This is a genomic window from Escherichia sp. MOD1-EC5950 (assembly GCF_002965345.1).
Lineage (GTDB): Bacteria > Pseudomonadota > Gammaproteobacteria > Enterobacterales > Enterobacteriaceae > Escherichia > Escherichia marmotae.
Genome location: NZ_PTSR01000003.1, coordinates 265,707 through 288,015 on the forward strand (window position 1 = coordinate 265,707; position 22,309 = coordinate 288,015).

Sequence of the window (22,309 nt, forward strand, 5' to 3'; positions counted from 1 at the left end):
TCTTTTGTTACTACCTGATCGCAAAAATGCCACGACAAATGATCAGATAATTCTGATAATGATAGACGCTATTTAACGCTTTACACGTTTTCAAATCAGGAAAAGTATTTTGCTTTCTGTATTTAATTTTGACAGGATTTTATTAATCATTTCAGGGTAATGGGGTGATGAGATGTTGCGTAAGATGACCAGAAGACTAGACTACAAAATAATGCGTTGACAATGGAGGCACTGTGGAAGTGATTAAGGGAGCGGACGTAAATGTCCCGGATGCAGTATTTGCCTGGATGTTGGATGGTAAAGGCGGAGTTAAACCGCTGGAAAATACAGATGATATAGATGAAGCGCATCCTTGCTGGCTCCACCTCAATTATGTGCACCATGACAGTGCCCAATGGCTGGCGACAACACCCTTGTTGCCAAATAACGTGCGCGATGCGCTGGCGGGGGAAAGCACGCGGCCCAGGGTCAGCCGTCTTGGGGAAGGGACGTTGATTACTTTACGCTGCATTAATGGCAGCACTGATGAACGTCCCGATCAACTGGTCGCCATGCGTGTTTATATGGATGGACGGTTAATTGTCTCGACCCGACAACGTAAAGTGTTGGCGCTGGATGATGTGGTTAGCGATCTGGAAGAGGGAACCGGCCCGACCGATTGCGGTGGCTGGCTGGTGGATGTGTGTGATGCGTTAACCGATCATTCCAGTGAGTTTATAGAACAACTGCACGATAAAATTATCGACCTGGAAGATAATCTGCTCGATCAACAAATACCGCCGCGCGGTTTCCTGGCGTTGCTGCGTAAACAATTAATTGTGATGCGTCGCTATATGGCACCGCAGCGTGATGTTTATGCTCGCCTTGCCAGTGAGCGTCTGCCGTGGATGAATGACGACCAACGCCGCCGAATGCAGGACATTGCCGATCGTCTCGGACGCGGTCTGGATGAGATTGACGCCTGTATTGCCCGAACCGGCGTGATGGCAGATGAAATCGCTCAGGTCATGCAGGAAAATTTAGCGCGTCGTACTTATACGATGTCGTTGATGGCAATGGTCTTTTTACCCAGTACGTTTTTAACTGGGTTATTTGGTGTCAACCTCGGTGGTATTCCTGGCGGGGGATGGCAATTCGGCTTTTCGCTTTTTTGTATTCTGTTAGTTGTTCTTATTGGTGGTGTTGCTTTATGGTTGCATCGTAGTAAATGGTTGTAACAAAAGAAAATTTGTCTACTTCCTGTATATAAAAACGCCGTAAAGTTTGAGCGAAGTCAATAAACTCTCTACCCATTCAGGGCAATATCTCCCTCGCAGGTGAATGCAACGTCAAGCGATGGGCGTTGCGCTCCATATTGTCTTACTTCCTTTTTTGAATTACTGCATAGCACAATTGATTCGTACGACGCCGACTTAGATGAGTCGGCTTTTTTTTGCCTGTAATTTTTCAGCGTCTACCCTTTAAGAGTCCACCCCATGACCGGAGGGAAATATGACGACACTCATTTATTTGCAAATTCCTGTCCCTGAACCCATTCCTGGCGATCCCGTACCAGTGCCAGATCCCATCCCTCGTCCGCAACCCATGCCAGACCCGCCGCCAGATGAAGAACCGATTAAATTGTCGCATCGTGAGCGTAGATCTGCGAGGATACGCGCCTGCTAATTTTGCGTCGATGACCACGAGAATAGATTGTGACCGCTTTTTCTACCCTGAACGTTTTGCCTCCCGCCCAGCTCACTAACCTTAATGAGTTGGGCTATTTAACCATGACGCCGGTGCAGGCCGCCGCGCTTCCGGCGATCCTTGCCGGAAAAGATGTTCGCGTGCAGGCGAAAACTGGCAGCGGCAAAACGGCGGCATTTGGCCTTGGCTTGTTACAGCAAATTGATGCGTCGCTGTTTCAGACCCAGGCTTTAGTGCTGTGCCCGACCCGTGAACTGGCGGATCAGGTTGCCGGAGAGTTGCGCCGGCTGGCGCGTTTTCTGCCGAATACCAAAATCTTGACCTTATGCGGCGGCCAGCCGTTCAGCATTCAGCGCGATTCGCTGCAACATGCGCCGCATATCATCGTGGCAACGCCGGGTCGTTTGCTCGATCACCTGCAAAAAGGCACTGTATCGCTGGATACCCTGAATACGCTGGTAATGGATGAAGCCGACCGTATGTTGGATATGGGATTTAGCGACGCAATTGATGACGTCATCCGTTTTGCGCCTGCTTCTCGCCAGACGCTTCTGTTTTCTGCAACCTGGCCGGACGCAATTGCCGCGATTAGCGGTCGTGTACAACGCGATCCTTTAGCGATTGAGATTGATACGTCAGATGCTTTACCGCCTATTGAACAACAATTTTATGAGACATCCAACAAAGGCAAAATTTCGTTGTTGCAGCGGTTATTAAGCTTGCATCAGCCATCATCTTGTGTGGTGTTCTGTAATACAAAAAAAGATTGCCAGGCTGTGTGTGATGCTCTGAATGAAGTAGGGCAAAGTGCATTGTCGTTACATGGCGATCTGGAACAACGCGACCGCGATCAGACGTTGGTTCGTTTTGCCAATGGTAGCGCACGTGTGCTGGTGGCGACCGATGTCGCTGCACGTGGTCTGGATATCAAATCTCTTGCGCTGGTGGTGAACTTTGAGCTGGCGTGGGACCCTGAAGTTCATGTACATCGCATCGGGCGTACTGCGCGAGCGGGGAATAGCGGTCTGGCGATCAGTTTCTGTGCTCCGGAAGAGGCGCAGCGGGCGAATATCATTTCTGACATGTTGCAGATAAAACTTAACTGGCAAACGCCGCCAGCCAGCAGCGCCATTGTGCCGCTGGAAGCAGAAATGGTGACGTTATGCATTGATGGTGGGAAAAAAGCGAAAATGCGTCCAGGCGATGTGCTGGGGGCGCTGACGGGGGATATTGGTCTGGATAGCACAGATATTGGCAAAATTGCCGTTCATCCAGCACATGTCTACGTCGCAGTGCGTCAGTCTGTTGCCCATAAGGCATGGAAACAGTTACAGGGCGGAAAGATTAAAGGGAAAACGTGCCGGGTGCGGTTATTAAAATAACGAAATGTTGAATTGCCGGATGCGACGCTGGTTGCGTCTTATCCGGCCAGCACAAGAATAGCCCGATAAGCTTGCGTATCGGGCGCTATCCTGGTTATTTCACTTCAACCACATTCAGGCGTAACTCATCCAACTGATTTTCATCTTCTTCAGGCTGCCAGCCCGCGGGTTGTAGTGGTAGCTCTTCGCGATCAAACGCCAGATCACCGCCGTTAACCACTTCAGAACCGTGGGTAATGCCTTTGAAATCGAACAGATTGGTATCGCACAGATGTGACGGCACCACATTCTGCATCGCGCTGAACATTGTCTCAATACGCCCTGGATAACGCTTATCCCAATCACGCAACATATCGGCAATCACCTGACGTTGCAGGTTAGGCTGTGAACCGCACAGGTTGCACGGAATAATCGGGAACGCTTTCGCATCGGCAAAACGCTGAATGTCCTTTTCACGGCAATAAGCCAGCGGACGAATTACGATATGTTTGCCGTCATCGCTCATCAGTTTTGGTGGCATACCTTTCATCTTGCCGCCGTAGAACATGTTTAAGAACAGCGTTTGCAGGATATCGTCACGATGGTGACCCAGTGCGATTTTCGTCGCGCCCAGTTCTGTTGCCGTGCGGTAAAGAATACCGCGACGCAGACGAGAGCAGAGTGAGCAGGTGGTTTTGCCTTCCGGGATCTTTTCTTTCACGATCCCATAAGTATTCTCTTCAACAATTTTGTACTCAACGCCCAGCTTTTCAAGATACTCCGGCAGGACGTGCTCCGGGAAACCGGGCTGCTTCTGGTCGAGGTTAACGGCAACCAGCGAAAAACTGATTGGCGCGCTTTGCTGCAAATTCCGCAGGATCTCCAGCATGGTATAGCTGTCTTTCCCCCCGGAAAGGCAAACCATAATGCGGTCGCCATCTTCAATCATATTGAAGTCAGCAATGGCTTCGCCCACATTGCGGCGCAGGCGTTTTTGTAATTTGTTCAGGTTGTATATCTCTTTCTTCGTATTCTTTTGATTTTCTTGCATTATTTCAGTTCTCTGGTACTAAATGGGGCAAATTGGGGGCAAACTTTGCAACTACGATAACCGCGCATTCAACATAGCTACCTGTTCGTCGTTCATGTCATCAATCCACATACCGTAAATTTCATACACCATCTGCGCAGTTTCATGCCCCATCTGGCTGGCTATAAATGCCGGGTTCGCTCCTGCCGTCAACAGCCAGCAGGCAAAAGTATGTCGCGTATGGTACGGATTACGGCGGCGAATACCAGCACGTTTTACTGCTGCATTCCATCTCGCACCCAAACTGCTTACCGAGTAATAAGGTTTCTGTTTTCCGTTACACATCCTGGGCATGAAAACAAAATGCAGTTTTTGCTTTTCGGTTCTGCCGTACTCCCGATGATAAAAAGTGATTTCGCTTTTGCGATGATGCCCGGTCAGTTTGTATTGCTCCTTCAGTGCTTCAAGAGCTGGCTGTAGTAGTGTTACCGTCCGGATCCCCGCATTTGTTTTTGGGGGACCGAACATATCAAGTATCGTCAGGTTTCTTCTGACATTCACAATTCCCTTCTCGAAATCCACATCCTCCCACGCCAGAGCTGCCAGTTCCCCGTGACGAAGCCCGGAGTAAACGGCAAATTTCCACAAGTTCTGGCTCTGTCCTTTTTCACTTTCCATTAATGCATTGAATTCTGTTTTAGATAACGGATCAGGCTTTATTCTGTTTCGCTGTAATTTTTTTACTCCTTCAAATGGTTTGGTTGATATAAATCCCGACTGATACGCAAAACGTAACAACGAACAGAGCAGGGCGATATAGTTATCAACTGTGCGCACGGTTCTTCCTTTTTTGTTGGATCTTGGATTATCTAGGTAAAGTGTTTCTCCATGCAGCAGTTCATTCCGGTAGTTTAAGATATCGCTATAACGAATATGTGATATTGGGGTACTCTCACAAATTATTATCCTGAGTGTTTTTAATTGTGATTTCGTTTTCTTCATTGTGTTTGTTGTTAACTCTGTCTCTTTAATTTTTGTCCAGATATCACAAAGCTCCCCGAACGTTTTTATGACCCTCGTTGTCACCATTTTTGCCCCAGTGCTGGACTGGGGAAAACGTCTTAAATACTCAAATTCACCGGAGTTGATTTCATGAACTATCAACGCTCTTAAATTCCCGGCCTTTTTAATGTTACTGTTAGTAACCTCCCAGCCTTTCAATGTTTCCCGACATCGTTTTCCTCGAAACATGAACCAGATGCGAATGTATTTACCTCGAATCTCGACACCTGTTGGTAATTTAGACATATCATGAGTCTTTGATAAACTGATTTATCTTTGGATAGTTGTACCAGATAATCCCTCGCTTACTGTCTGGTTTCCCTAAAGGAGATACTCGTTTGAAGTGGAAGCCTTCCACCCAACAGTTCTGGCGGTATGCTTCAATTTGTCTGGCCCCCAGACCAGTGCGAAGCATCAGGCCGTATTCAACCATCCACTCTTCATTAAAGATTACTTGTGCCATCGCATCACCTCTGGCAGGCGCCAATGTTAGACTGAAATTGACGCCCGATGTTGATTATTAATAATCAGCTATGAAGTTTTAATTTGAATACAATGCAATTCACGACGACTGAAGTTTCTCGCAATTAAAATTTATCAGTTTTACTTTCTGCTCTCTGGAAACGCCTGCTTCTTTTTTACCTGAGAGCATTTTTTCGCATTCTGATTTGGTTAATTTTGTTTTTGAGTACCTTGTCCAGTTAGTAGGAGTGCCACCTTCCTTTTCAATAGTGGCGGTAATTTTATACATGAACACCTCCATTATTATTTCCAGTGGTTCGTTTATTCCATCGTTCGAGTGCTTCTTTTTCACTTCCACCATAGCCGGTTCGGGATTCGCATCCGTTACACTTCGCGCGGTAATATCCTGAAATGGCTTTCACCGTTACTGATGGACAACCACAAAAAGGGCATGGTTTGACTTTTTCATACCGCATTGTCTTTTCTCTCATAAAATAAAATTTTGTGATGGCGGTGAGGCTACACCGCCAAAGTCAATATCAGGAGCCGATATATTCTGGTTTCATATCTGTCAGTGTCGTTTTATACGCCTCATATAATTCACCCAGATGTGGCCGGGCAGCATTCAGCGTATTTTCCAGAGCAGTAAATTTTTGTTCTGCTTCTGGATCACCTGATGAAGGAAGGTCATTTATCATCTTCTCGATACTGGCAATAGCATTGAGACGGTGATGACGCCGAACCACTTTTCCTTTAAGCTCGGCAAAGAATTCGCCGATCTGGTTTTTCTGATCCTCTATCTCTTGGCGTAATGCAGTGGTTTCCTCAGTCGTGGCCGCGCTTTCGACACGCTGCCGGAATTCATCAATCCACGCTTCGTCAATACGCTGTTCGATGGTTTCTGTTCGCTGCTCGCTTACCTCGCTATAATTCTGTACCGGCACAGGATTGATGATTTTTTCCTGTGGCTCTTCCAGTTCGTCCGGAGTATACACGCCCAGGATGACGTCAGGACAATAAAGGCGAGCCCAGTATTTCAACGCCAGATAGGCGAGCTGTTGTTTCGGGTTTGAGGTCCATAAAGGAGAATTACGCGTAATCACGCTGGAAAGAAACACCGGTTCTCCCCAGGTAATCTCACTTTCACCGCGAAGAACTGCACCAACTCGAACTGATAGACCATACTCATCTTCACTGGTCCAACATGGGATCGTTTCTTTTTTCTCATAGATTCCGCCTCCTTTGGCCGTTTTCTTAACGGTCTCCACTCGGGTGCGAGAGCATTTCTCCCAGTCTCCCTCGTACTTGTAATGGAAGCGGCCTACAATTGCACTTGAGCTAGAGATCACAGCGTTAACCAGTTGTGCTTCATAACCCAGAACTCCGTTTACCAGGTGTGTTTTCTGAGCCACAGCGTAGGGGTTCATGCCCCATTGCATGGCTTGCATGATGATTGCCATGCAGTCGGCAGGATTTCCGCGAAGGTGATCGGGAACTGTGACGGTGGCCTGTGACATCAACCTGGCTACTGCCTGAAGTTGCGTCAACGCCTGAACGTTAAAAATAGTGTTACTGGCAGAAATGGTATTTGGTGTCTGCTCTGTCGTGATGATATTGGTATTTTGCATGGTCAGGTTCTCCATTAAGCCAGATGCAGTGCTTCAAGACGACGAAGATCAAAGTCGTTTAATTCGTCGGTATAACTTTCGGTAATCGGTGCTGGCCAGTTGTTTGTCTCCAGGGCTTCGTTTATCTGGCGTAGCGTCCGGCGATATTCCTGTCGACCAAGTTCCAGGAGTTCCTGCGAGGCTTCCACGACAGCCACCCAGTGATAGCCAGCATCTTTGTTGACGAAGATCCAGAAAAATTTTTCCAGGTTTGCCACATCGCAATACATTGCGGCGCTGAGGTGATAATCACGCTCAATAATTTCACGGTGCAGGCGATCTTTAAGTCGTTCCTGCCGCACATAACCGAGGCTGACTGACTTCACGTCGGCGCAAATGCTTTCGTATGGCAGCCGGATTTCGATATCAGGACGGACCCTGATTTCCAGCCCGGTTTCTTCATCAAACCCGAAATAGCTGATTTCAGATTTGCGATCCGGGTGGTTGAGTAGCCTTGCCGCATCAGTATTGTTTTGCAGTGCCGCGTGAATATTTTTTGCCTGTTCATACATATCCGGACTGATAAACGTTTTCCCGGCGTTTTCTTCTTGCTGGCGTTTTTGCCAGTCCTCCAGTGTCACCAGTTCCGGGCGAATTTTCCGTGCGATTTCGGTTAATTGCTCTTTCGTGCCACTGATGTTGTAAGGCAAAGATTTAGCACGTTCTTTTTTTGCCAGTTCTGGGTCTACAGTTTCAATTTGATCCAGAAGTTGCTCCCGTGCTCCACTGGTTTTCAACAGAGGAGGGAGGCTTGCGTTGTATTCTTTAATACAGGCTTTCATTGCTGATGCTGTGTGTTTTTCCCCCTCAGGGATACGCCGAAATTCCACCGGAAGCGAACCGTAAAGGATGCCTGTTTCTTCGGCCCCAGCACTTACAGACAGTGGCTGTATAAGAGTGCTGTTGTAGCTTTCGATCCACTCTTTCATCTGCTCTGGTGTCATCAGTGCTGGCAGACTGGCATTGTGTTTTTTAATGATGGCGATCAGTTCGTTAGAAGTAGTAACCACATATTCAGGAACCGGTACCGGAATGGCATATTCATCAGCGAATTTATCCGTTTCCAGAACATAGCTGTGAATGATCCTCCCACGCAGCAGTGCATCACTTTCCTCATTCGGAATAGTTCCGGCAATGTGCCGCCCGTGGTAATACATCAGGCTGATACGGGCATCCTTCAGCATCGTGCTGCTTATTCCGTTGGCGGAGTGATAAACCTCGTTCGGGAGGTTTTCATAGCGGCCTGGCTCGAAATATGACGGCCACATGATTTCAGTTGCTACAGGAGCTGACGCTTCACCAGTTTGATCACTGCAATCACGATGCGGATCGCTGCCAGCATTCTCATTGTGCGGATGTTCAGCGCCTTCCATTTCCACCGGATCTTTTTCCTTAGCTTCAACCTGATTCTCTTCATCGAATGTTTCCTGGTATGTTGCGTCGCCCATCACCGCGCCACAGTCAGGGCAGTTACTGCCGCCGGTCTGACCGCAGGCGGCGCAGACTTTTTCCGGTTCCTGTTGCGCTTCTGGTTCATTTTGTCGCGAATTTTGGCCGTTTTGTTCCGATTTTCGGTCGTTCTGTTCCGTTTTTGGCTGATGCTGGTACACAGAATCGCGGGTCTGGATCCCCTTAACCCATTTCGGATCATTCGGGTCGCTAATCCCTTCAACAAATTCTCCGCGATAGGCAGCCAGTAATTTGTCTGCATTAACAGAATTTACCTGTGACTGAGCATCCAGCGGCTGCGTGTCCTGATGATGTTCAGTTGCATCCGGTTCCACTGTTTCAGCCGTTGCCTGTTCATCTGCCATTGCGCCAGATGGTTGCGGTTTTTCTTCATCATTCTGTTTTCCCTCCTCTGTTACACGCTGCGGCATCGGGGCAGAGGAGCGACCGCAGGCAATATCCACGATTTCCGGATCAGGGTTGGCATGATCGGTTTCAGTCAGTACTTTGTTCAGATATTCTGTGACGTGCGCGGGGATGACCTCGATCCCAATTGGTGCTTCTTTCACGGACGCAACCACGATGGCGCGAGAATAATCCAGCCCGCCAGGCATGGTGATGAATTTGTCGCGGAAAACAGAAAAGGGCGGTTTATTTTCAGCGATAATTTCCTCAATGCGTTTAGCGTGTGCCGGATGAAGGTTATAGATGTCCACGTCCATTGAACGGGCCAGTACGCCAGTGGCTACGTCGCGCGCCAGTGACGTAAGATCGTGGACGAAACCTTCGCCGCGATCGGTGAGGTTCCCGCCGCCAGCATTAGCACCGGAAGCCGTGCGAGTGATGCGTGAAACACGATTACCCTTCATCCACTCTTTTGTCAGCAGTCCTCGATCGGTGTAGTCAGCGTTCAGGTATACTTCGAAAAAAGCAGTTAACAGTCCCAAGTCTGAATTACCAGGATTAGGGAAAACTTTGTCAGTGTCACGAACCAGTTTGTGGAGATCGCGAATTTCCAGCGGGTCGAGCAGGCTGGTTTTGTGGGAAACAGCCAGGGCAGTAACAGCCGGTAGTTCTTCAGCCCGTGCAATGTGTAATGCCTGGAGTTCGCCGCGTGAAACGTGCGTTACCGGTTTTTCGCTGCCGTGTTGAGCAAGCCAACGAATGGGCAGTTCCTGGCCAGAAATTGGGAGTAGCATATTCTCCTCAATCTCAGTCATGTCTTCGCCGTTGACGTTGGTATTGCCTTGATAGTGAGCGTTGTCTGGTGCTGCTCCCGGTTTTAGTTCCCATGTCATGGAGTCTTTGCTGAGTTGATAGCGTTCACTCCAGGTAAAATCGATCTCACCTTCAGCGGGCAGGTCATTAACGACAGGAAAATTCGTGGCAACAGCTTTAAAATAGCTGCTCAGTTTTTTACCTGACTTAACGATCTGGTAGTCCAGAGTGGCACAGGTCGATTCAAAATCGTCACTTGCCCACAGGACGACGTCAGGTTCACCGGATGATTTTTTCGCTTTCCGTAACAGGAAGAGTGGTTTTGTGCTCATTGTTTTTTAACCTCAACTCAGATTAAAATTCGTTTTGTTCAGTGAATGATCTTGCCGGATACACACTGTTCATAGCCTGCGCCATACGCAGGCTATTTCTTTCAGATTTCACCTTTTAATTTCATTGCAATCAGAGTTGCCAGAAATCCGGCTTTTTTTTCTGCGGGCAGATTCTTTCCGATATGCACTAGGCTCATTTTTTTGACACCTTCGTGAAGTGTTTTAACGTTGCCTGATGGACCGTCGATATCAACTACAGTGAATGGGGTTTCTTTATTTTCTGTTTTAATCACGTAGCCAATACGCTTTCCTTCCAGATTAACTTCGTGAACAATGTCATCAGTAGTTACAACAGTGGCTTCATAACTGGTAATCATGTTTTTCTCCTTAATTAAGGTTGAGCGAATCCCTGCCATTGCTGGCATAAATTCAGTTTCGCATAGTCAGTTAATTAAAGTTCGTGTGCCATCTGGTCTTTTTCGGCACATATTTCGCTACAATATTTTTTCATTTCCGTCGTTGGGATAACTCCACGCATGAAATGAAGTGGTCTTTTAATGCTTTTGCTTTCTTTAACTTCTTTATCGCAAAGGTGGTAAGCACATTTTATTTTCTTAGTCATCACCATGACTCCGCCTTTACAGGTAAACCATCACGACCGAGGAAGACTTTAATCATGCAGTCAGTAATGCATGTTTTTGTGGTCAGGTTACGAATATAAAGCTTTCGCTTTTTAATATTGTTTGCCGAGGCAATATATGTCCGGCCGTTATGAAGAACATAATCACCAGGAGTCACACACTGACGAGGTATTTCATCAGTTCCGAAGTGATGAGCAATCATAATTATCTCCATTTTCACAAATGAACTTTGTTGATGCGGTGCCTGGTGCCTCCAGGTGACGTTAACCAGTTAACAATTAACGCCGGATAATCCACCCATAACACTGATGCTTTTAACTGTTCCGCGTGCGCTTAGCCGCATTCACCGCATCACAAAATTCACTTTAAAAAGGGCGGACATCAGCCGAACTTCAAGAAAAAACTGATGCCGCCAAGACTACACACAGCAATGTCGTTATTTACAACCGGAGGCGCACTCCCACCATTTAAATTTAACAGACAAGACCGACTCTTTATGGATATCGGAAATGCGCCTTCGTGTTGCGCCCAGTTTTATTTCACCACCTCCGGGCTTCGGTGGTCTCGGCTATACCCCTACAGCGAGAGCTTGTGTTAACATTTCAATACCCTTACAGTTGAGAGTTATTGATATGTTGGATGTATTTACTCCATTGTTGAAACTTTTTGCTAACGAGCCACTCGAAAGACTTATGTATACGATTATCATTTTTGGTCTCACTCTCTGGCTGATACCGAAAGAGTTTACTGTCGCATTCAATGCTTATACTGAAATACCTTGGCTCTTTCAGATTATCGTTTTTGCCTTTTCTTTCGTGGTCGCCATTTCCTTCTCAAGATTGCGAGCACATATTCAAAAGCATTTTTCATTACTACCAGAGCAACGAGTATTGCTTCGTTTATCTGAGAAAGAAATCGCTGTATTTAAAGATTTCCTTAAAACAGGAAATCTTATTATCACTTCTCCTTGCCGTAACCCGGTTATGAAAAAATTAGAACGGAAGGGCATCATTCAACATCAGAGTGATAGCGCAAACTGTTCTTATTATCTCGTCACCGAAAAATACTCCCATTTTATGAAGTTATTCTGGAACAGCAGGAGTAGACGTTTTAATCGTTAGCTTACTGTGTGCTTCTCCAACCATCGGCGCGCACCAGTTTCGGTTTTAAATGTTTTGCTTTTTGTATACGTCATCGCGGTGAACGTACCGTCCTGGTTGGGAAACACGCCACACACTATGGATTCGTTGTTGCCGAGGTCGATTTTTTGCATTTTGGGAACCCTCACATCTTGTTGTTGCGGATAGAGGCTTCTGCCTGCCAGAGATCCCAGTCGTTGCTGCGTAGAGCCTGTACAGCCTGGCTGTAAGTGATGCCGCAACAATCCATCAAATACTGAACTACTTCGTAATGCACCATCTTATCTCTCCCCTTAACGCCGGGTGGCGGAACTAACTGCTGCACTGCAAAATTTGAATCCCGCCGTCATGTTCATACGCCTCGGGCTGGCTACTTAACCCCTGACCACTGCCTGGTAACTCGAAGTATTGCCCTGCGTTCTGTGGGGCGGGGTGGGTTGGTAGGTATACGATGTACTTTGTGTTCATTGTTGTAAAGTACTTTAAGTACATTTTGTGTGTAAAAAAATGAGATGGGATAAAGTGAAGCACAAACCCGGAGGGGGACGCTACCGGATTTATGCTGGTTTAAGAGGCTTTTTGTTTTTTCTTTCGTGCTAACTCTTCGTAAATTGCATTGTACTTCTGTTTTTTCTCCTCAAGAGTTTTTAAAAGTTCATCTGTCTCACTGTCAGGGAGCTCGTCCAGAAGGTCAATGATGATTTTTTGTCTTGGATTTAACTCCTGATAGAAACGTACCTGTCCACTTTCTTCTGTATCCTCTCCCAAAAGATAGGTTGGTGTTGTTCCAATGAGTGTTGCTAATTCCCTTAATTTCTCTCGGCGAGGAATTGTTTCGCCATTAAACCATTTGCTAACCGCTTTTGGTGTTAATTTCATTCGACGGGCAATTTCTGCCTGCCTTCCATGTTGTTCATAACCAGCGTTTTCACAGGCTAGCGCAAGCCTACTGGCGAACTCTTTACGCGCTTTATCTTCATGAACCATAAGTTCAATGATATTCGCTCTTGAATGTACTGTCAGTTCTGTTATAGCATGTACTCAAAGTTCACATTGTGAGGGTGATATGAACCAGAAAACACTTGAAGATGTAATCAAAACTGTTCGCGTTTCTGTTGTGGCCGACGTTTGTGGTGTCAGCCAAAGAGCAATCTACAAATGGATGGATAACGGAAAATTGCCTCGCACAGAATATACCGGCGAAACAAATTACGCTGAAAAAATCGCTCATGCATCAAACGGATTATTTTCTGCCGATGCAATTTTAACTATTGGCAGAAATAAAACTACTACGAAAAAGCTGATGGGAGTTGATTCATGAAAATCAAGCATGAGCACATCGAATCAGTGTTGTTAGCCCTGGCTGCTGAAAAAGGGCAGGCATGGGTAGCCAATGCCATTACTGAAGAATATCTGCGCCAGGGGGGCGGCGAATTGCCTCTGGTTCCAGGCAAGGACTGGAACAATCAGCAGAATATCTATCACCGTTGGTTGAAAGGTGAAACGAAAACGCAAAGAGAAAAAATTCAGAAGCTGATCCCAGCAATTCTGGCAATCCTTCCGCGCGAGCTGCGTCACCGACTCTGCATCTTCGATACCTTGGAACGCCGTGCATTACTGGCGGCGCAGGAAGCGTTAAGTACGGCAATTGATGCGCATGATGATGCTGTCCAGGCCGTTTACCGGAAAGCGCATTTCAGCGGTGGCGGGTCTTCCGACGATTCTGTCATTGTTCATTAAGCAAAAGTTTTCATGCTGTTTGTGCTTATTCTAAGCAACCGGACAGCATCATACGGGGCAATTATGGCCGCATTACCATACATGCAACTGTACATAGCTGATTACTTGGCTGACACCATGCATTTGTCAGCAGAGGAGCACGGTGCGTATTTGTTGCTGATGTTCAATTACTGGCAAACAGGAAAGCCAATACCCAAAAACAGGCTGGCAAAAATTGCCCGTCTGACTAACGAGCGATGGGCTGATGTTGAACCATCCTTGCGGGAGTTTTTTTGCGATAACGGCGAGGAATGGGTGCATCTTCGGATTGAGGAAGATCTGGCATCAGTCAGGGAAAAATTAACCAAAAAATCAGCCGCAGGAAAAGCATCTGTTCAGGCCAGAAGAAGCAGAAAGGAAGCAGATGTTCAAACAAAACAAGAGAGAAATTTAACAGGTGTTCAAACAGATGTTGAAGTGGTGTTTGAACATGATGCCAACACAAAGGCAACTAATAAAGATACAGATAAAGATCTAAAAACAGATCCCCCCCTAAATCCCCCCCGGGGGAATCGAGGTGTCAAAAAGTTTGACCCTCTGGATATTGCTTTGCCGAACTGGATTTCTGTCTCGCTTTGGCGTGAGTGGGTTGAATTTCGCCAGGCATTGCGTAAACCGATTCGAACGGAGCAGGGCGCTAACGGGGCGATACGGGAGCTGGAAAAATTCCGCCAGCAGGGTTTTTCACCTGAGCAGGTGATTCGACACAGCATCGCCAATGAATACCAAGGCTTGTTCGCGCCAAAAGGTGTTCTACCTGAGACGTTACTCCGACAGGTTAACACCGTCTCGTTACCGGATAGTGCGATCCCGCCAGGCTTCAGGGGGTAACTGACCATGAAAAATATTGCGGCAGGCGGCATTCTTGAACGTATCCGCAGACTGGCCCCGCCACATGTAACCGCCCCATTCAAAACGGTAGCGGAGTGGCGCGAGTGGCAACTTTCCGAAGGCCAGAAACGTTGTGAGGAGATCAACCGTCAGAATCGTCAGTTGCGGGTGGAAAAAATTCTGAATCGCTCTGGCATCCAGCCATTGCACCGCAAATGCTCGTTTGCGAATTACCAGGTGCAGAACGACGGTCAGCGATACGCGTTGAACCAGGCGAAATCTATCGCTGATGAACTGATGACCGGGTGTACAAATTTTGCGTTCAGCGGAAAACCTGGTACCGGAAAAAACCATCTGGCGGCGGCTATCGGGAATCGCCTGCTGAAAGATGGCCAGACAGTGATTGTGGTTACCGTGGCTGATGTCATGAGTGCTCTACACGCCAGCTATGACGACGGGCAATCAGGCGAAAAATTTTTGCGGGAACTGTGCCAAGTGGATCTGCTGGTTCTTGATGAAATTGGCATTCAGCGCGAGACAAAAAACGAGCAGGTGGTGCTGCACCAGATTGTTGATCGCCGGACAGCGTCGATGCGCAGCGTGGGGATGCTGACAAACCTGAACTATGAGGCCATGAAAACATTGCTCGGCGAGCGGATTATGGATCGCATGACCATGAACGGCGGGCGATGGGTGAATTTTAACTGGGAGAGCTGGCGTCCGAATGTCGTCCAGCCAGGAATTGCGAAGTGATTTTTACCGGGAGGAAATTTTAATGGAAACCGTTTTTGATGCACTGAAAGCAATGGGAAAAGCCACGTCGGTAGAACTGGCTGCGCGACTTGATATCAGTCGTGAAGAAGTGCTGAACGAGCTGTGGGAACTTAAAAAGGCTGGCTTCGTTGATAAAAGCGTATACACCTGGCGTGTGGCTGATAACAACGTTCAGCAGGAACAGCCAGAGCAGGCAGAACTGCCGGAAGAAACCACCACGGCAACAGTAGCGAAAATCTCAGAGTGCGATTTAACCGCGACGATTGAACAACGTGGCCCACAAACGGCGGATGAACTGGCTACGTTTTTCGGCACCACATCACGCAAAGTGGCTTCAACGCTGGCAATGGCAATCAGCAAAGGCCGTCTGATTCGCGTTAATCAGAACGGTAAATTTCGTTACTGCATGCCGGGCGATGATTTACCAGCAGAGCCGAAAGCTGCATCGGTAACGGAAACTGATGGTAAAGCCTTTCCTCAACCAGCAGGTGTTGCGTTACCGGGACAGGAAGCTGCAACACAGGAAGATATTAAAACAGAAACTGTGGCGGACATTGTGCAGTCGTTGCCATCGTTTACCGAAACGCGAGCGGATGACCTCGTTCTGCCATCGCTGCATATGGCAAACCGCGAACTGCGTCGGGCGAAAAATCATGTCCAGAAGTGGGAACGTGTCTGCGCCGCGCTGCGGGAGCTGAACAAGCACCGGGATATTGTTCGACAGATTACTGATTCTTCTCGCTGTGTTGCATCGGAAAAGTGATTGCCGGAGGCGCTTATGGCAAAAGTATTTACACAAGAAGAGCGGGAAAAAATCAAGGGACAGGTTGTTGAGCTAGTACGCCGGAGTGGGCGCGAGACGTTACGGCAACTGGAAGCCAAGACAGGTGCGACAAGATATCTGATGAGCGTTCTCGCCAGAGAGCTGGTTGCCAGTGGCGATGTATACAACTCTGGCTACGGGTTATTCCCGTCTGAACAGGCTCGTAAGGACTGGCAAAATGCCCGCAAAAAACTATCTAGGGCAAAGGTGAAGAAACCATCTGTGGTTGATCCGGACCTTATCTGGTCATTACCTGACGGAGAAATACGTCGTTATGACAGGCACCAAAACATAATTTGCTGTGAGTGCCGGAAGAGCGAAGTTATGCAGCGCATACTGGCATTTTATCAGAGAAATTTTCGTTATTTATAGACGTTACTCGATTAAAGAGCATTAGTTCAGATGTGAATTGACATTTTCACGGCACAGGATTGAGCTAGCGTGGTTGTCTGCTTTGTGTCAAAAGCAGATATTACCAGATTTAGACATCTATTCCCGATAGCCCTGCTCTGATGCTACACTCTGTGCTATTTTCATGACCCCAATAAAAATATTTATGACTATTGCTGATTTCAAACGGCCTAAATTGGAGCTCCCAAACGGGGCAAACAAACTACTACTGCACTCTTGCTGTGCTCCATGTTCCGGTGAAGTGATGGAGGCGCTTCAGGCCTCGGGAATCGACTATACCATCTTTTTCTACAACCCGAACATTCATCCTCAGAAAGAGTATTTAATTCGTAAGGATGAGAATATTCGCTTTGCTGAACAACACGGCGTGCCATTTATTGATGCTGATTACGACACAGACAACTGGTTTGAACGTGCCAAAGGAATGGAATGGGAGCCCGAGAGGGGGATCCGTTGTACCATGTGTTTTGACATGCGTTTTGAGCGGACAGCGCTGTACGCTGCTGAAAATGGTTTCAGTGTGATCAGCAGTTCACTGGGCATTTCACGCTGGAAAAATATGCAGCAGGTTAACGACTGTGGGCGGCGAGCCGTCGCGCATTATCCGGGCATGGTGTACTGGGATTATAACTGGCGCAAGCAGGGCGGCTCGTCCCGCATGATTGAAATCAGCAAGCGCGAAAAATTCTATCAGCAGGAATATTGTGGCTGTGTGTATTCTCTGCGCGATACCAATCTACACCGCAAATCTCAGGGACGCCCTCTTATCAAAATTGGTCAACTCCACTACGGTAAAGAAGAGAAGGAGTGATTTTATGGAGCACCTTTCTTATTGATTTCATATTGGCGAGGTAGCGGGAGTTAAGTAAAATTGCTGCGGGTGCTTGAGGCTATCTGCCTCAGGCATGAACACCAAAAGGCAGATAGAGAAAAGCCCCAGTTAACATTACGCGTCCTGCAAGACGCTTAACATTAATCTGAGGCTCAATCTATGCTGAACACATGTAGGTTAGCCTCTTACGTGCCGAAAGGCAAGGAGAAGCAGGCTATGAAGCAGCAAAAGGCGATGTTAATCGCCCTGATCGTCATCTGTTTAACCGTCATAGTGACGGCACTGGTAACGAGGAAAGACCTCTGCGAGGTACGAATCCGAACCGGGCAGACGGAGGTCGCTGTCTTCACAGCTTACGAACCTGAGGAGTAAGAGACCGGGCGAGGGAGAAATCCCTCGCCACCTCTGATGTATTATGCATCCTCAACGCACCCACACTTAACCAGTTTTGGCGAGTTTATTTTATCTGTAAATATTTTTATAAAAATAATGCCCACGCACAGCATAAAACAAAAAGTATTACAGATAAAAAAGGAGCGTAATGTGCAGATTTGTTGTTTTCCATATTTACTCACCTTAATATGATTGATCTTGATAGGATTGTTATTTCAGTGGTTTTCAAATGAGATATTATGGTGATCTGGTAGATTTGCATAACATTAAAATTTAATTTGTTTAACCGCTTTTAATAATAAGCGTTGTTTTTATCCCGGCAATCTGTTGTTTGGTTTTTATTCCATTAAGGTGGGGACTTTACACTGGAGCCAGTTTATTTATACTTCATACGTCAGCCTGAACAACTGGCATCTGCTGCACTGCGCCATCGAGAGATTGAGAAATGGCGCATATACAACTGGTCAAACAAACTTCTTCTGGTTTACTTCTCCCGGCGACGCCGGAGAGTTGCGATTTTCTGCATCAAATCAAAATAGGTGAGTGGATACACGCAGACTTTAAGCGTGTGCGTAACTACGCATTCCACAAGCGTTTTTTCAAACTCCTGCAACTGGGATTCGATTACTGGACTCCGGTCGGTGGGGCGATCACACCTCGCGAACGAGAAATGGTGTTCGGCTTCGTTGATTACCTGTGTGAATCAGTAGGCAGGGAACATACGCCAGCTCTGAGTGATGCCGCGGAACAATATCTGAATACCGTTGCGACACGCAGAACCCGGGATATGGCATTGCTCAAATCATTTGACGCTTTCCGCGAGTGGGTAACCATTCAGGCCGGATTTTACACCGAGCATTTTTATCCTGATGGTAGTCGTGGGCGTCGGGCGAAATCCATCGCGTTTGCGAATATGGACGAAACCGAGTTTCAGCAGGTTTATAAATCTGTACTGAATGTGCTGTGGAACTGGATTCTGTTCCGTAAATTTTCCTCTCCGGAACAAGTCGAAAATGTGGCCGCGCAGCTACTGGAGTTTGCGTAATGGTGGATTTACGTAAAGCGGCGCGGGGCCAGATGTGCCAGGTCAGAATCCCTGGCTACTGCAATCACAATCCCGAAACTTCTGTGCTGGCGCATTACAGGTTGGCAGGGACGTGCGGAACAGCGACAAAACCACACGATATGCAGGCAGCGATTGCCTGTAACTCATGCCACGATTTAATCGACGGGCGGGTAAAAACCAGCGATTACACCAAAGAAGAATTACGCCTGATGCATGCAGAAGGTGTTTTTCGCACGCAAGAAATCTGGAGAAAGGAAGGTTATTTATGATTTACCCAACAAATACAGGCAAAAGCGGGGAACACCTTCGTCTCACCACGCTGGAAAGTGTCTGGATTCAGGGAAAACTGCGCATGTGGGGGCGCTGGTCGTATATTGGCGGCGGTAAGACGGGGAATATGTTTAACCAGTTGCTGGCGTCAAAAAAATTGACGAAAACAGCCATCAATGAAGCCCTGCGCAGAATGAAAAAAGCGGGAATAGAGAAAGCTGAGCTGGAAGCGTTTTTGCGAGAGATGATCAACGGCAAGCAAAAGAGCTGGCTGGCGCATTGTACTGATGCAGAGGCACTAAAAATTGATAGTGTTATAGGTGAAGTTCTGGCGGATCATCCAGGACTACTAAATGTCCTGAGTCAGCGTTATGTGGGGCGAGGGATGAGTAAGAGAAGGATGGCCGAGTTATTAAACGAACAGTACCCAGAGTGGGCGTTGATTACATGCCGACGTCGTGTTGATCAGTGGTTGCGTGTTGCTGAGTTCATTTTGTATTCACCTATGAGAGAAGCGTTCGATTATGCTTAAAAAATCATTGCAAAATGAGCCACAAACTGCTTCAATTTCGGTACGCTTCGCATAGCTGTATCGCGAGGCAAATTAAGCGCATGAACTTTAATACAACCCGCCATTGAGCGGGTTTTGTTGTTTCTGTGGCGTGATATCAGAAACGACATTTAATAATCGCCTTCAAAATAAATTTGTTTATACATTGTCATGTATATTTTAAGTGAAAGTGAATTATTCACATAAAATAAAAACACATAAATAAATTTACATAACTTGACGCAAAGTGTTGTTGCGATTGGAATATTAAATCGTATCATCGAAAACGGTTCTGAGGGGGAACTCTTCTTTGCTCGGTGATATCGCTCCCCTGAAGAACCAATGCCGACTTAGCTCAGTAGGTAGAGCAACTGACTTGTAATCAGTAGGTCACCAGTTCGATTCCGGTAGTCGGCACCATATGCGGGTATCGTATAATGGCTATTACCTCAGCCTTCCAAGCTGATGATGCGGGTTCGATTCCCGCTACCCGCTCCAGCATTTGAAACAAGCCTTATTGTATTGCGGCACTGGCGTATTTTTTTATTACGTGGGAGCAGGTTGTTTTGAAAAAGCATTCTGTTCTCTGGCTATGATTTGAGGCCGGGTGTAGCCTCAGTGCTGATTTTTTACGGCAGCAGAATGGTGCATTATCGGTGGAGATTTTGTATTTCCTGGCAGGGTCGGTGATGCATCATTCTGGTGTTGTAAAAGCACCGCAGAGGCGTTCCTCAGGGCGAGGGTGGTTTAAAGAGTCGGTTTAGCGGGAAACCACAGTATCCATACGGCACGGAATACTTCGGGAGGCACCCGACGCCTCGGTTTTATAACAATTAAATAATTCATCCCTTAATTGACCAACCGCCGTATCAGGCGGTTTTTTTTATTCCTTTCTCAGGACAAAAAAATACACGAGCATCCAGGAATACTCGTGGGACAACGTCCTTTGGATAGCAATTTGCGAGAGGGTGAAAAGTAGCGCGGTCGTCGGATTAAGACCGCGGGACAAAGTCCATGAAGAAGAATAAGTATCGGTCTCCTTCCGGAGACGAGTTGATATTACTAAGCTTTAAAAATGGTTTAAATCCTCAGATCAACCTTAATTTCAGATAAGGTTTATTTCATTTTCTCCGCGTCACATCCGACGCACATCACATCAGATAACACCACACAAAAGGCATCTGCGGGTGTCTTTGACGGGGTGTTTTTTACGGGCCGCTGGTGGCCATTTTTTGTTTCCATTACACAGCGCCCGCATCTGCGAGGTGGGGGTTATGAAATCCATGGATAAGTTAACAACGGGTGTCGCCTATGGCACCTCCGCAGGCAGTGCTGGCTACTGGTTTTTACAGCTGCTCGATAAAGTCACGCCCTCACAGTGGGCAGCAATAGGTGTGCTGGGTAGCTTGGTATTTGGCCTGCTGACGTACCTGACAAACCTTTATTTCAAGATTAAAGAAGATAAGCGCAAGGCTGCGAGAGGTGAATAATGCCTCCATCATTACGAAAAGCCGTTGCTGCTGCTATTGGTGGCGGAGCAATTGCTATAGCATCAGTGTTAATCACTGGCCCAAGTGGTAACGATGGTCTGGAAGGTGTCAGCTACATACCATACAAAGATATTGTTGGTGTATGGACTGTATGTCACGGGCATACAGGAAAAGACATCATGCTCGGTAAAACGTATACCAAAGCAGAATGCAAAGCCCTCCTGAATAAAGACCTTGCCACGGTCGCCAGACAAATTAACCCGTACATAAAAGTTGATATACCGGAAACAACGCGCGGCGCTCTTTACTCGTTCGTTTACAACGTGGGCGCTGGCAATTTCAGAACATCGACGCTTCTTCGCAAAATAAACCAGGGCGATATCAAAGGCGCATGTGATCAGCTACGTCGCTGGACATATGCTGGCGGTAAGCAATGGAAAGGTCTCATGACTCGTCGTGAGATTGAGCGTGAAATCTGTTTGTGGGGTCAGCAATGAACAGAGTAACCGCGATTATCTCCGCTCTGGTTATCTGCATCATCGTCTGCCTGTCATGGGCTGTTAATCATTACCGTGATAATGCCATTACCTACAAAGCGCAACGCGATAATGTGAAGGAAAAACTCAACCAGGCGACCGCAATCATTACTGACATGCAGATACGCCAGCGTGATGTTGCTGCACTCGATGCAAAATACCTGAAGGAGTTAGCTGATGCGAAAGCTGAAAATGATGCTCTGCGTGATGATGTTGCCGCTGGTCGTCGTCGGTTGCACATCAAAGCAGTCTGTCCGTCCGTGCGTGAAGCCACCATCGCCTCCAGCGTGGATAATGCAGTCTCCCCCAGACTGGCAGACACCGCTGAACGGGATTATTTCACCCTCCGGGAACGACTGGTAATGATGCAGGCCCAACTTGAAGGTGCTCAGCAATACATAACCGAACAGTGTTTAAAGTAAAATCTTAACTACAATATGATTCATTTTGATGATTGTTTCATAAGGAACAGTGAAGTAAGATCTAAGATGAGTTAAATTTTATACA

32 protein-coding genes and 2 tRNA genes are annotated in these 22,309 nt (G+C 47.1%); 21 read left to right on the top strand and 13 right to left on the bottom strand.

Features of this window, described 5'->3' with window-relative positions; genetic code table 11:
- The first annotated feature begins 172 nt into the window (after positions 1 to 172).
- The 4 genes from BEA93_RS25595 (at position 173) to dbpA (ending at position 3,068) form a co-directional block, all read left to right on the top strand.
- Complete coding sequence (locus tag BEA93_RS25595; RefSeq protein ID WP_214678597.1) at positions 173 to 220, top strand: hypothetical protein; 48 nt, start codon at positions 173 to 175, stop codon at positions 218 to 220.
- 13 nt (positions 221 to 233) lie between these two features.
- Complete coding sequence (gene zntB / locus BEA93_RS06025; protein WP_000452014.1) at positions 234 to 1,217, top strand: zinc transporter ZntB; 984 nt, start codon at positions 234 to 236, stop codon at positions 1,215 to 1,217.
- Between the two features lie 274 nt (positions 1,218 to 1,491).
- Positions 1,492 to 1,665 (top strand): proline-rich small protein YnaL, encoded by a 174-nt coding sequence (ynaL, locus tag BEA93_RS25215; protein WP_001296046.1) that lies wholly within the window; start codon positions 1,492 to 1,494, stop codon positions 1,663 to 1,665.
- 29 nt (positions 1,666 to 1,694) lie between these two features.
- A complete protein-coding gene (dbpA, locus tag BEA93_RS06035; protein WP_105224583.1) occupies positions 1,695 to 3,068 on the top strand; it encodes an ATP-dependent RNA helicase DbpA in 1,374 nt (457 codons plus the stop codon).
- A gap of 94 nt (positions 3,069 to 3,162) precedes the next feature.
- Here dbpA and ttcA read toward each other — a convergent pair whose 3' ends face one another.
- The 10 genes from ttcA to kilR all read right to left on the bottom strand — a co-directional run bounded on the left by ttcA (position 3,163) and on the right by kilR (position 11,110).
- Positions 3,163 to 4,098, bottom strand: coding sequence for a tRNA 2-thiocytidine(32) synthetase TtcA (ttcA, locus tag BEA93_RS06040; RefSeq protein ID WP_001516466.1), 936 nt, complete (start codon positions 4,096 to 4,098; stop codon positions 3,163 to 3,165).
- Between the two features lie 51 nt (positions 4,099 to 4,149).
- Complete coding sequence (locus BEA93_RS06045) at positions 4,150 to 5,385, bottom strand: tyrosine-type recombinase/integrase (protein WP_001516465.1); 1,236 nt, start codon at positions 5,383 to 5,385, stop codon at positions 4,150 to 4,152.
- 1 nt (position 5,386) lies between these two features.
- Positions 5,387 to 5,602, bottom strand: a complete 216-nt coding sequence (gene xisR, locus BEA93_RS06050) for an excisionase XisR (RefSeq protein ID WP_000079604.1) — start codon at positions 5,600 to 5,602, stop codon at positions 5,387 to 5,389.
- 99 nt (positions 5,603 to 5,701) lie between these two features.
- Entirely contained in the window at positions 5,702 to 5,890 is a 189-nt protein-coding gene (locus BEA93_RS06055; RefSeq protein ID WP_001383994.1) for a DUF1187 family protein, read from the bottom strand.
- The gene (ralR, locus tag BEA93_RS06060; protein ID WP_021500490.1) at positions 5,883 to 6,077 is read right to left on the bottom strand and encodes a type I toxin-antitoxin system endodeoxyribonuclease toxin RalR; all 195 of its coding nucleotides are present in this window, start codon (positions 6,075 to 6,077) and stop codon (positions 5,883 to 5,885) included. Before ralR ends, BEA93_RS06055 begins: the two co-directional genes overlap by 8 nt.
- Positions 6,078 to 6,140: 63 nt before the next feature.
- A complete protein-coding gene (locus tag BEA93_RS06065; RefSeq protein ID WP_001516464.1) occupies positions 6,141 to 7,229 on the bottom strand; it encodes a RecT family recombinase in 1,089 nt (362 codons plus the stop codon).
- Positions 7,230 to 7,243: 14 nt separating this feature from the next.
- Positions 7,244 to 10,267: a RecE family exodeoxyribonuclease gene (locus BEA93_RS06070; protein ID WP_105224582.1), complete on the bottom strand. Its 3,024-nt coding sequence runs from the start codon at positions 10,265 to 10,267 to the stop codon at positions 7,244 to 7,246.
- A 101-nt stretch (positions 10,268 to 10,368) separates the two neighbouring features.
- Complete coding sequence (locus tag BEA93_RS06075; protein WP_001516463.1) at positions 10,369 to 10,644, bottom strand: phage protein; 276 nt, start codon at positions 10,642 to 10,644, stop codon at positions 10,369 to 10,371.
- Positions 10,645 to 10,718: 74 nt separating this feature from the next.
- A complete protein-coding gene (locus BEA93_RS06080) occupies positions 10,719 to 10,889 on the bottom strand; it encodes a YdaE family protein (RefSeq protein WP_001516462.1) in 171 nt (56 codons plus the stop codon).
- Positions 10,889 to 11,110 carry a killing protein KilR gene (gene kilR, locus BEA93_RS06085; protein WP_000560230.1) on the bottom strand — a complete coding sequence of 74 codons (222 nt, stop codon included), beginning with the start codon at positions 11,108 to 11,110 and terminating at the stop codon, positions 10,889 to 10,891. Before kilR ends, BEA93_RS06080 begins: the two co-directional genes overlap by 1 nt.
- A 430-nt stretch (positions 11,111 to 11,540) precedes the next feature.
- On the opposite strand from kilR, the gene BEA93_RS06095 reads away from it, so the two are divergent.
- Positions 11,541 to 12,029, top strand: coding sequence for a superinfection exclusion B family protein (locus tag BEA93_RS06095; protein WP_014639167.1), 489 nt, complete (start codon positions 11,541 to 11,543; stop codon positions 12,027 to 12,029).
- Here BEA93_RS06095 and BEA93_RS06100 read toward each other — a convergent pair.
- The 3 genes from BEA93_RS06100 to BEA93_RS06115 all read right to left on the bottom strand — a co-directional run bounded on the left by BEA93_RS06100 (position 12,026) and on the right by BEA93_RS06115 (position 13,034).
- The gene (locus BEA93_RS06100) at positions 12,026 to 12,181 is read right to left on the bottom strand and encodes a YdaF family protein (RefSeq protein WP_001169146.1); all 156 of its coding nucleotides are present in this window, start codon (positions 12,179 to 12,181) and stop codon (positions 12,026 to 12,028) included. The two genes, BEA93_RS06095 and BEA93_RS06100, sit on opposite strands and share 4 nt — an antisense overlap.
- 11 nt (positions 12,182 to 12,192) lie before the next feature.
- Positions 12,193 to 12,327, bottom strand: a complete 135-nt coding sequence (locus BEA93_RS26060; protein WP_000233813.1) for a hypothetical protein — start codon at positions 12,325 to 12,327, stop codon at positions 12,193 to 12,195.
- A gap of 287 nt (positions 12,328 to 12,614) precedes the next feature.
- The gene (locus BEA93_RS06115) at positions 12,615 to 13,034 is read right to left on the bottom strand and encodes a helix-turn-helix domain-containing protein (RefSeq protein WP_000233320.1); all 420 of its coding nucleotides are present in this window, start codon (positions 13,032 to 13,034) and stop codon (positions 12,615 to 12,617) included.
- 79 nt (positions 13,035 to 13,113) lie between these two features.
- Between BEA93_RS06115 and BEA93_RS06120 the strand changes: the two genes are divergently transcribed.
- The 16 genes from BEA93_RS06120 to BEA93_RS26320 all read left to right on the top strand — a co-directional run bounded on the left by BEA93_RS06120 (position 13,114) and on the right by BEA93_RS26320 (position 22,224).
- Positions 13,114 to 13,368 (top strand): helix-turn-helix transcriptional regulator, encoded by a 255-nt coding sequence (locus BEA93_RS06120; RefSeq protein ID WP_001072342.1) that lies wholly within the window; start codon positions 13,114 to 13,116, stop codon positions 13,366 to 13,368.
- Complete coding sequence (locus BEA93_RS06125) at positions 13,365 to 13,787, top strand: toxin YdaT family protein (protein WP_000693802.1); 423 nt, start codon at positions 13,365 to 13,367, stop codon at positions 13,785 to 13,787. The genes BEA93_RS06120 and BEA93_RS06125 overlap by 4 nt, the downstream gene beginning before the upstream one ends.
- Before the next feature lie 12 nt (positions 13,788 to 13,799).
- Entirely contained in the window at positions 13,800 to 14,657 is an 858-nt protein-coding gene (locus BEA93_RS06130) for a YdaU family protein (RefSeq protein WP_000899759.1), read from the top strand.
- A gap of 6 nt (positions 14,658 to 14,663) precedes the next feature.
- Positions 14,664 to 15,410, top strand: coding sequence for an ATP-binding protein (locus BEA93_RS06135; protein WP_000788766.1), 747 nt, complete (start codon positions 14,664 to 14,666; stop codon positions 15,408 to 15,410).
- A gap of 22 nt (positions 15,411 to 15,432) precedes the next feature.
- Positions 15,433 to 16,194 (top strand): DUF1627 domain-containing protein, encoded by a 762-nt coding sequence (locus tag BEA93_RS06140; protein WP_000450696.1) that lies wholly within the window; start codon positions 15,433 to 15,435, stop codon positions 16,192 to 16,194.
- A 15-nt stretch (positions 16,195 to 16,209) separates the two neighbouring features.
- Positions 16,210 to 16,626, top strand: coding sequence for a DUF977 family protein (locus BEA93_RS06145; protein WP_001151236.1), 417 nt, complete (start codon positions 16,210 to 16,212; stop codon positions 16,624 to 16,626).
- A 184-nt stretch (positions 16,627 to 16,810) separates the two neighbouring features.
- Positions 16,811 to 17,476 (top strand): epoxyqueuosine reductase QueH, encoded by a 666-nt coding sequence (locus BEA93_RS06150; RefSeq protein ID WP_021554705.1) that lies wholly within the window; start codon positions 16,811 to 16,813, stop codon positions 17,474 to 17,476.
- A gap of 237 nt (positions 17,477 to 17,713) precedes the next feature.
- Positions 17,714 to 17,869: a type I toxin-antitoxin system toxin HokD gene (hokD, locus tag BEA93_RS06155; RefSeq protein ID WP_000813254.1), complete on the top strand. Its 156-nt coding sequence runs from the start codon at positions 17,714 to 17,716 to the stop codon at positions 17,867 to 17,869.
- Positions 17,870 to 18,335: 466 nt separating this feature from the next.
- The gene (locus BEA93_RS06165) at positions 18,336 to 18,935 is read left to right on the top strand and encodes a DUF1367 family protein (protein WP_000940322.1); all 600 of its coding nucleotides are present in this window, start codon (positions 18,336 to 18,338) and stop codon (positions 18,933 to 18,935) included.
- Positions 18,935 to 19,225, top strand: coding sequence for a DUF1364 domain-containing protein (locus BEA93_RS06170; RefSeq protein ID WP_000228021.1), 291 nt, complete (start codon positions 18,935 to 18,937; stop codon positions 19,223 to 19,225). Before BEA93_RS06165 ends, BEA93_RS06170 begins: the two co-directional genes overlap by 1 nt.
- Positions 19,222 to 19,758, top strand: coding sequence for a DUF1133 family protein (locus BEA93_RS06175; protein ID WP_000640127.1), 537 nt, complete (start codon positions 19,222 to 19,224; stop codon positions 19,756 to 19,758). The genes BEA93_RS06170 and BEA93_RS06175 overlap by 4 nt, the downstream gene beginning before the upstream one ends.
- Positions 19,759 to 20,120: 362 nt before the next feature.
- A tRNA-Thr gene (locus BEA93_RS06180) sits at positions 20,121 to 20,196 on the top strand.
- Positions 20,197 to 20,199: 3 nt separating this feature from the next.
- Positions 20,200 to 20,274: transfer RNA gene (locus BEA93_RS06185), tRNA-Gly, on the top strand.
- Between the two features lie 776 nt (positions 20,275 to 21,050).
- The gene (gene essD, locus BEA93_RS06190) at positions 21,051 to 21,266 is read left to right on the top strand and encodes a phage lysis protein EssD (RefSeq protein WP_000839596.1); all 216 of its coding nucleotides are present in this window, start codon (positions 21,051 to 21,053) and stop codon (positions 21,264 to 21,266) included.
- Positions 21,266 to 21,763 (top strand): lysozyme RrrD, encoded by a 498-nt coding sequence (gene rrrD, locus BEA93_RS06195; RefSeq protein ID WP_001135280.1) that lies wholly within the window; start codon positions 21,266 to 21,268, stop codon positions 21,761 to 21,763. Before essD ends, rrrD begins: the two co-directional genes overlap by 1 nt.
- Complete coding sequence (locus BEA93_RS26320) at positions 21,760 to 22,224, top strand: lysis protein (protein ID WP_001516461.1); 465 nt, start codon at positions 21,760 to 21,762, stop codon at positions 22,222 to 22,224. The genes rrrD and BEA93_RS26320 overlap by 4 nt, the downstream gene beginning before the upstream one ends.
- Positions 22,225 to 22,309: the final 85 nt, after the last annotated feature.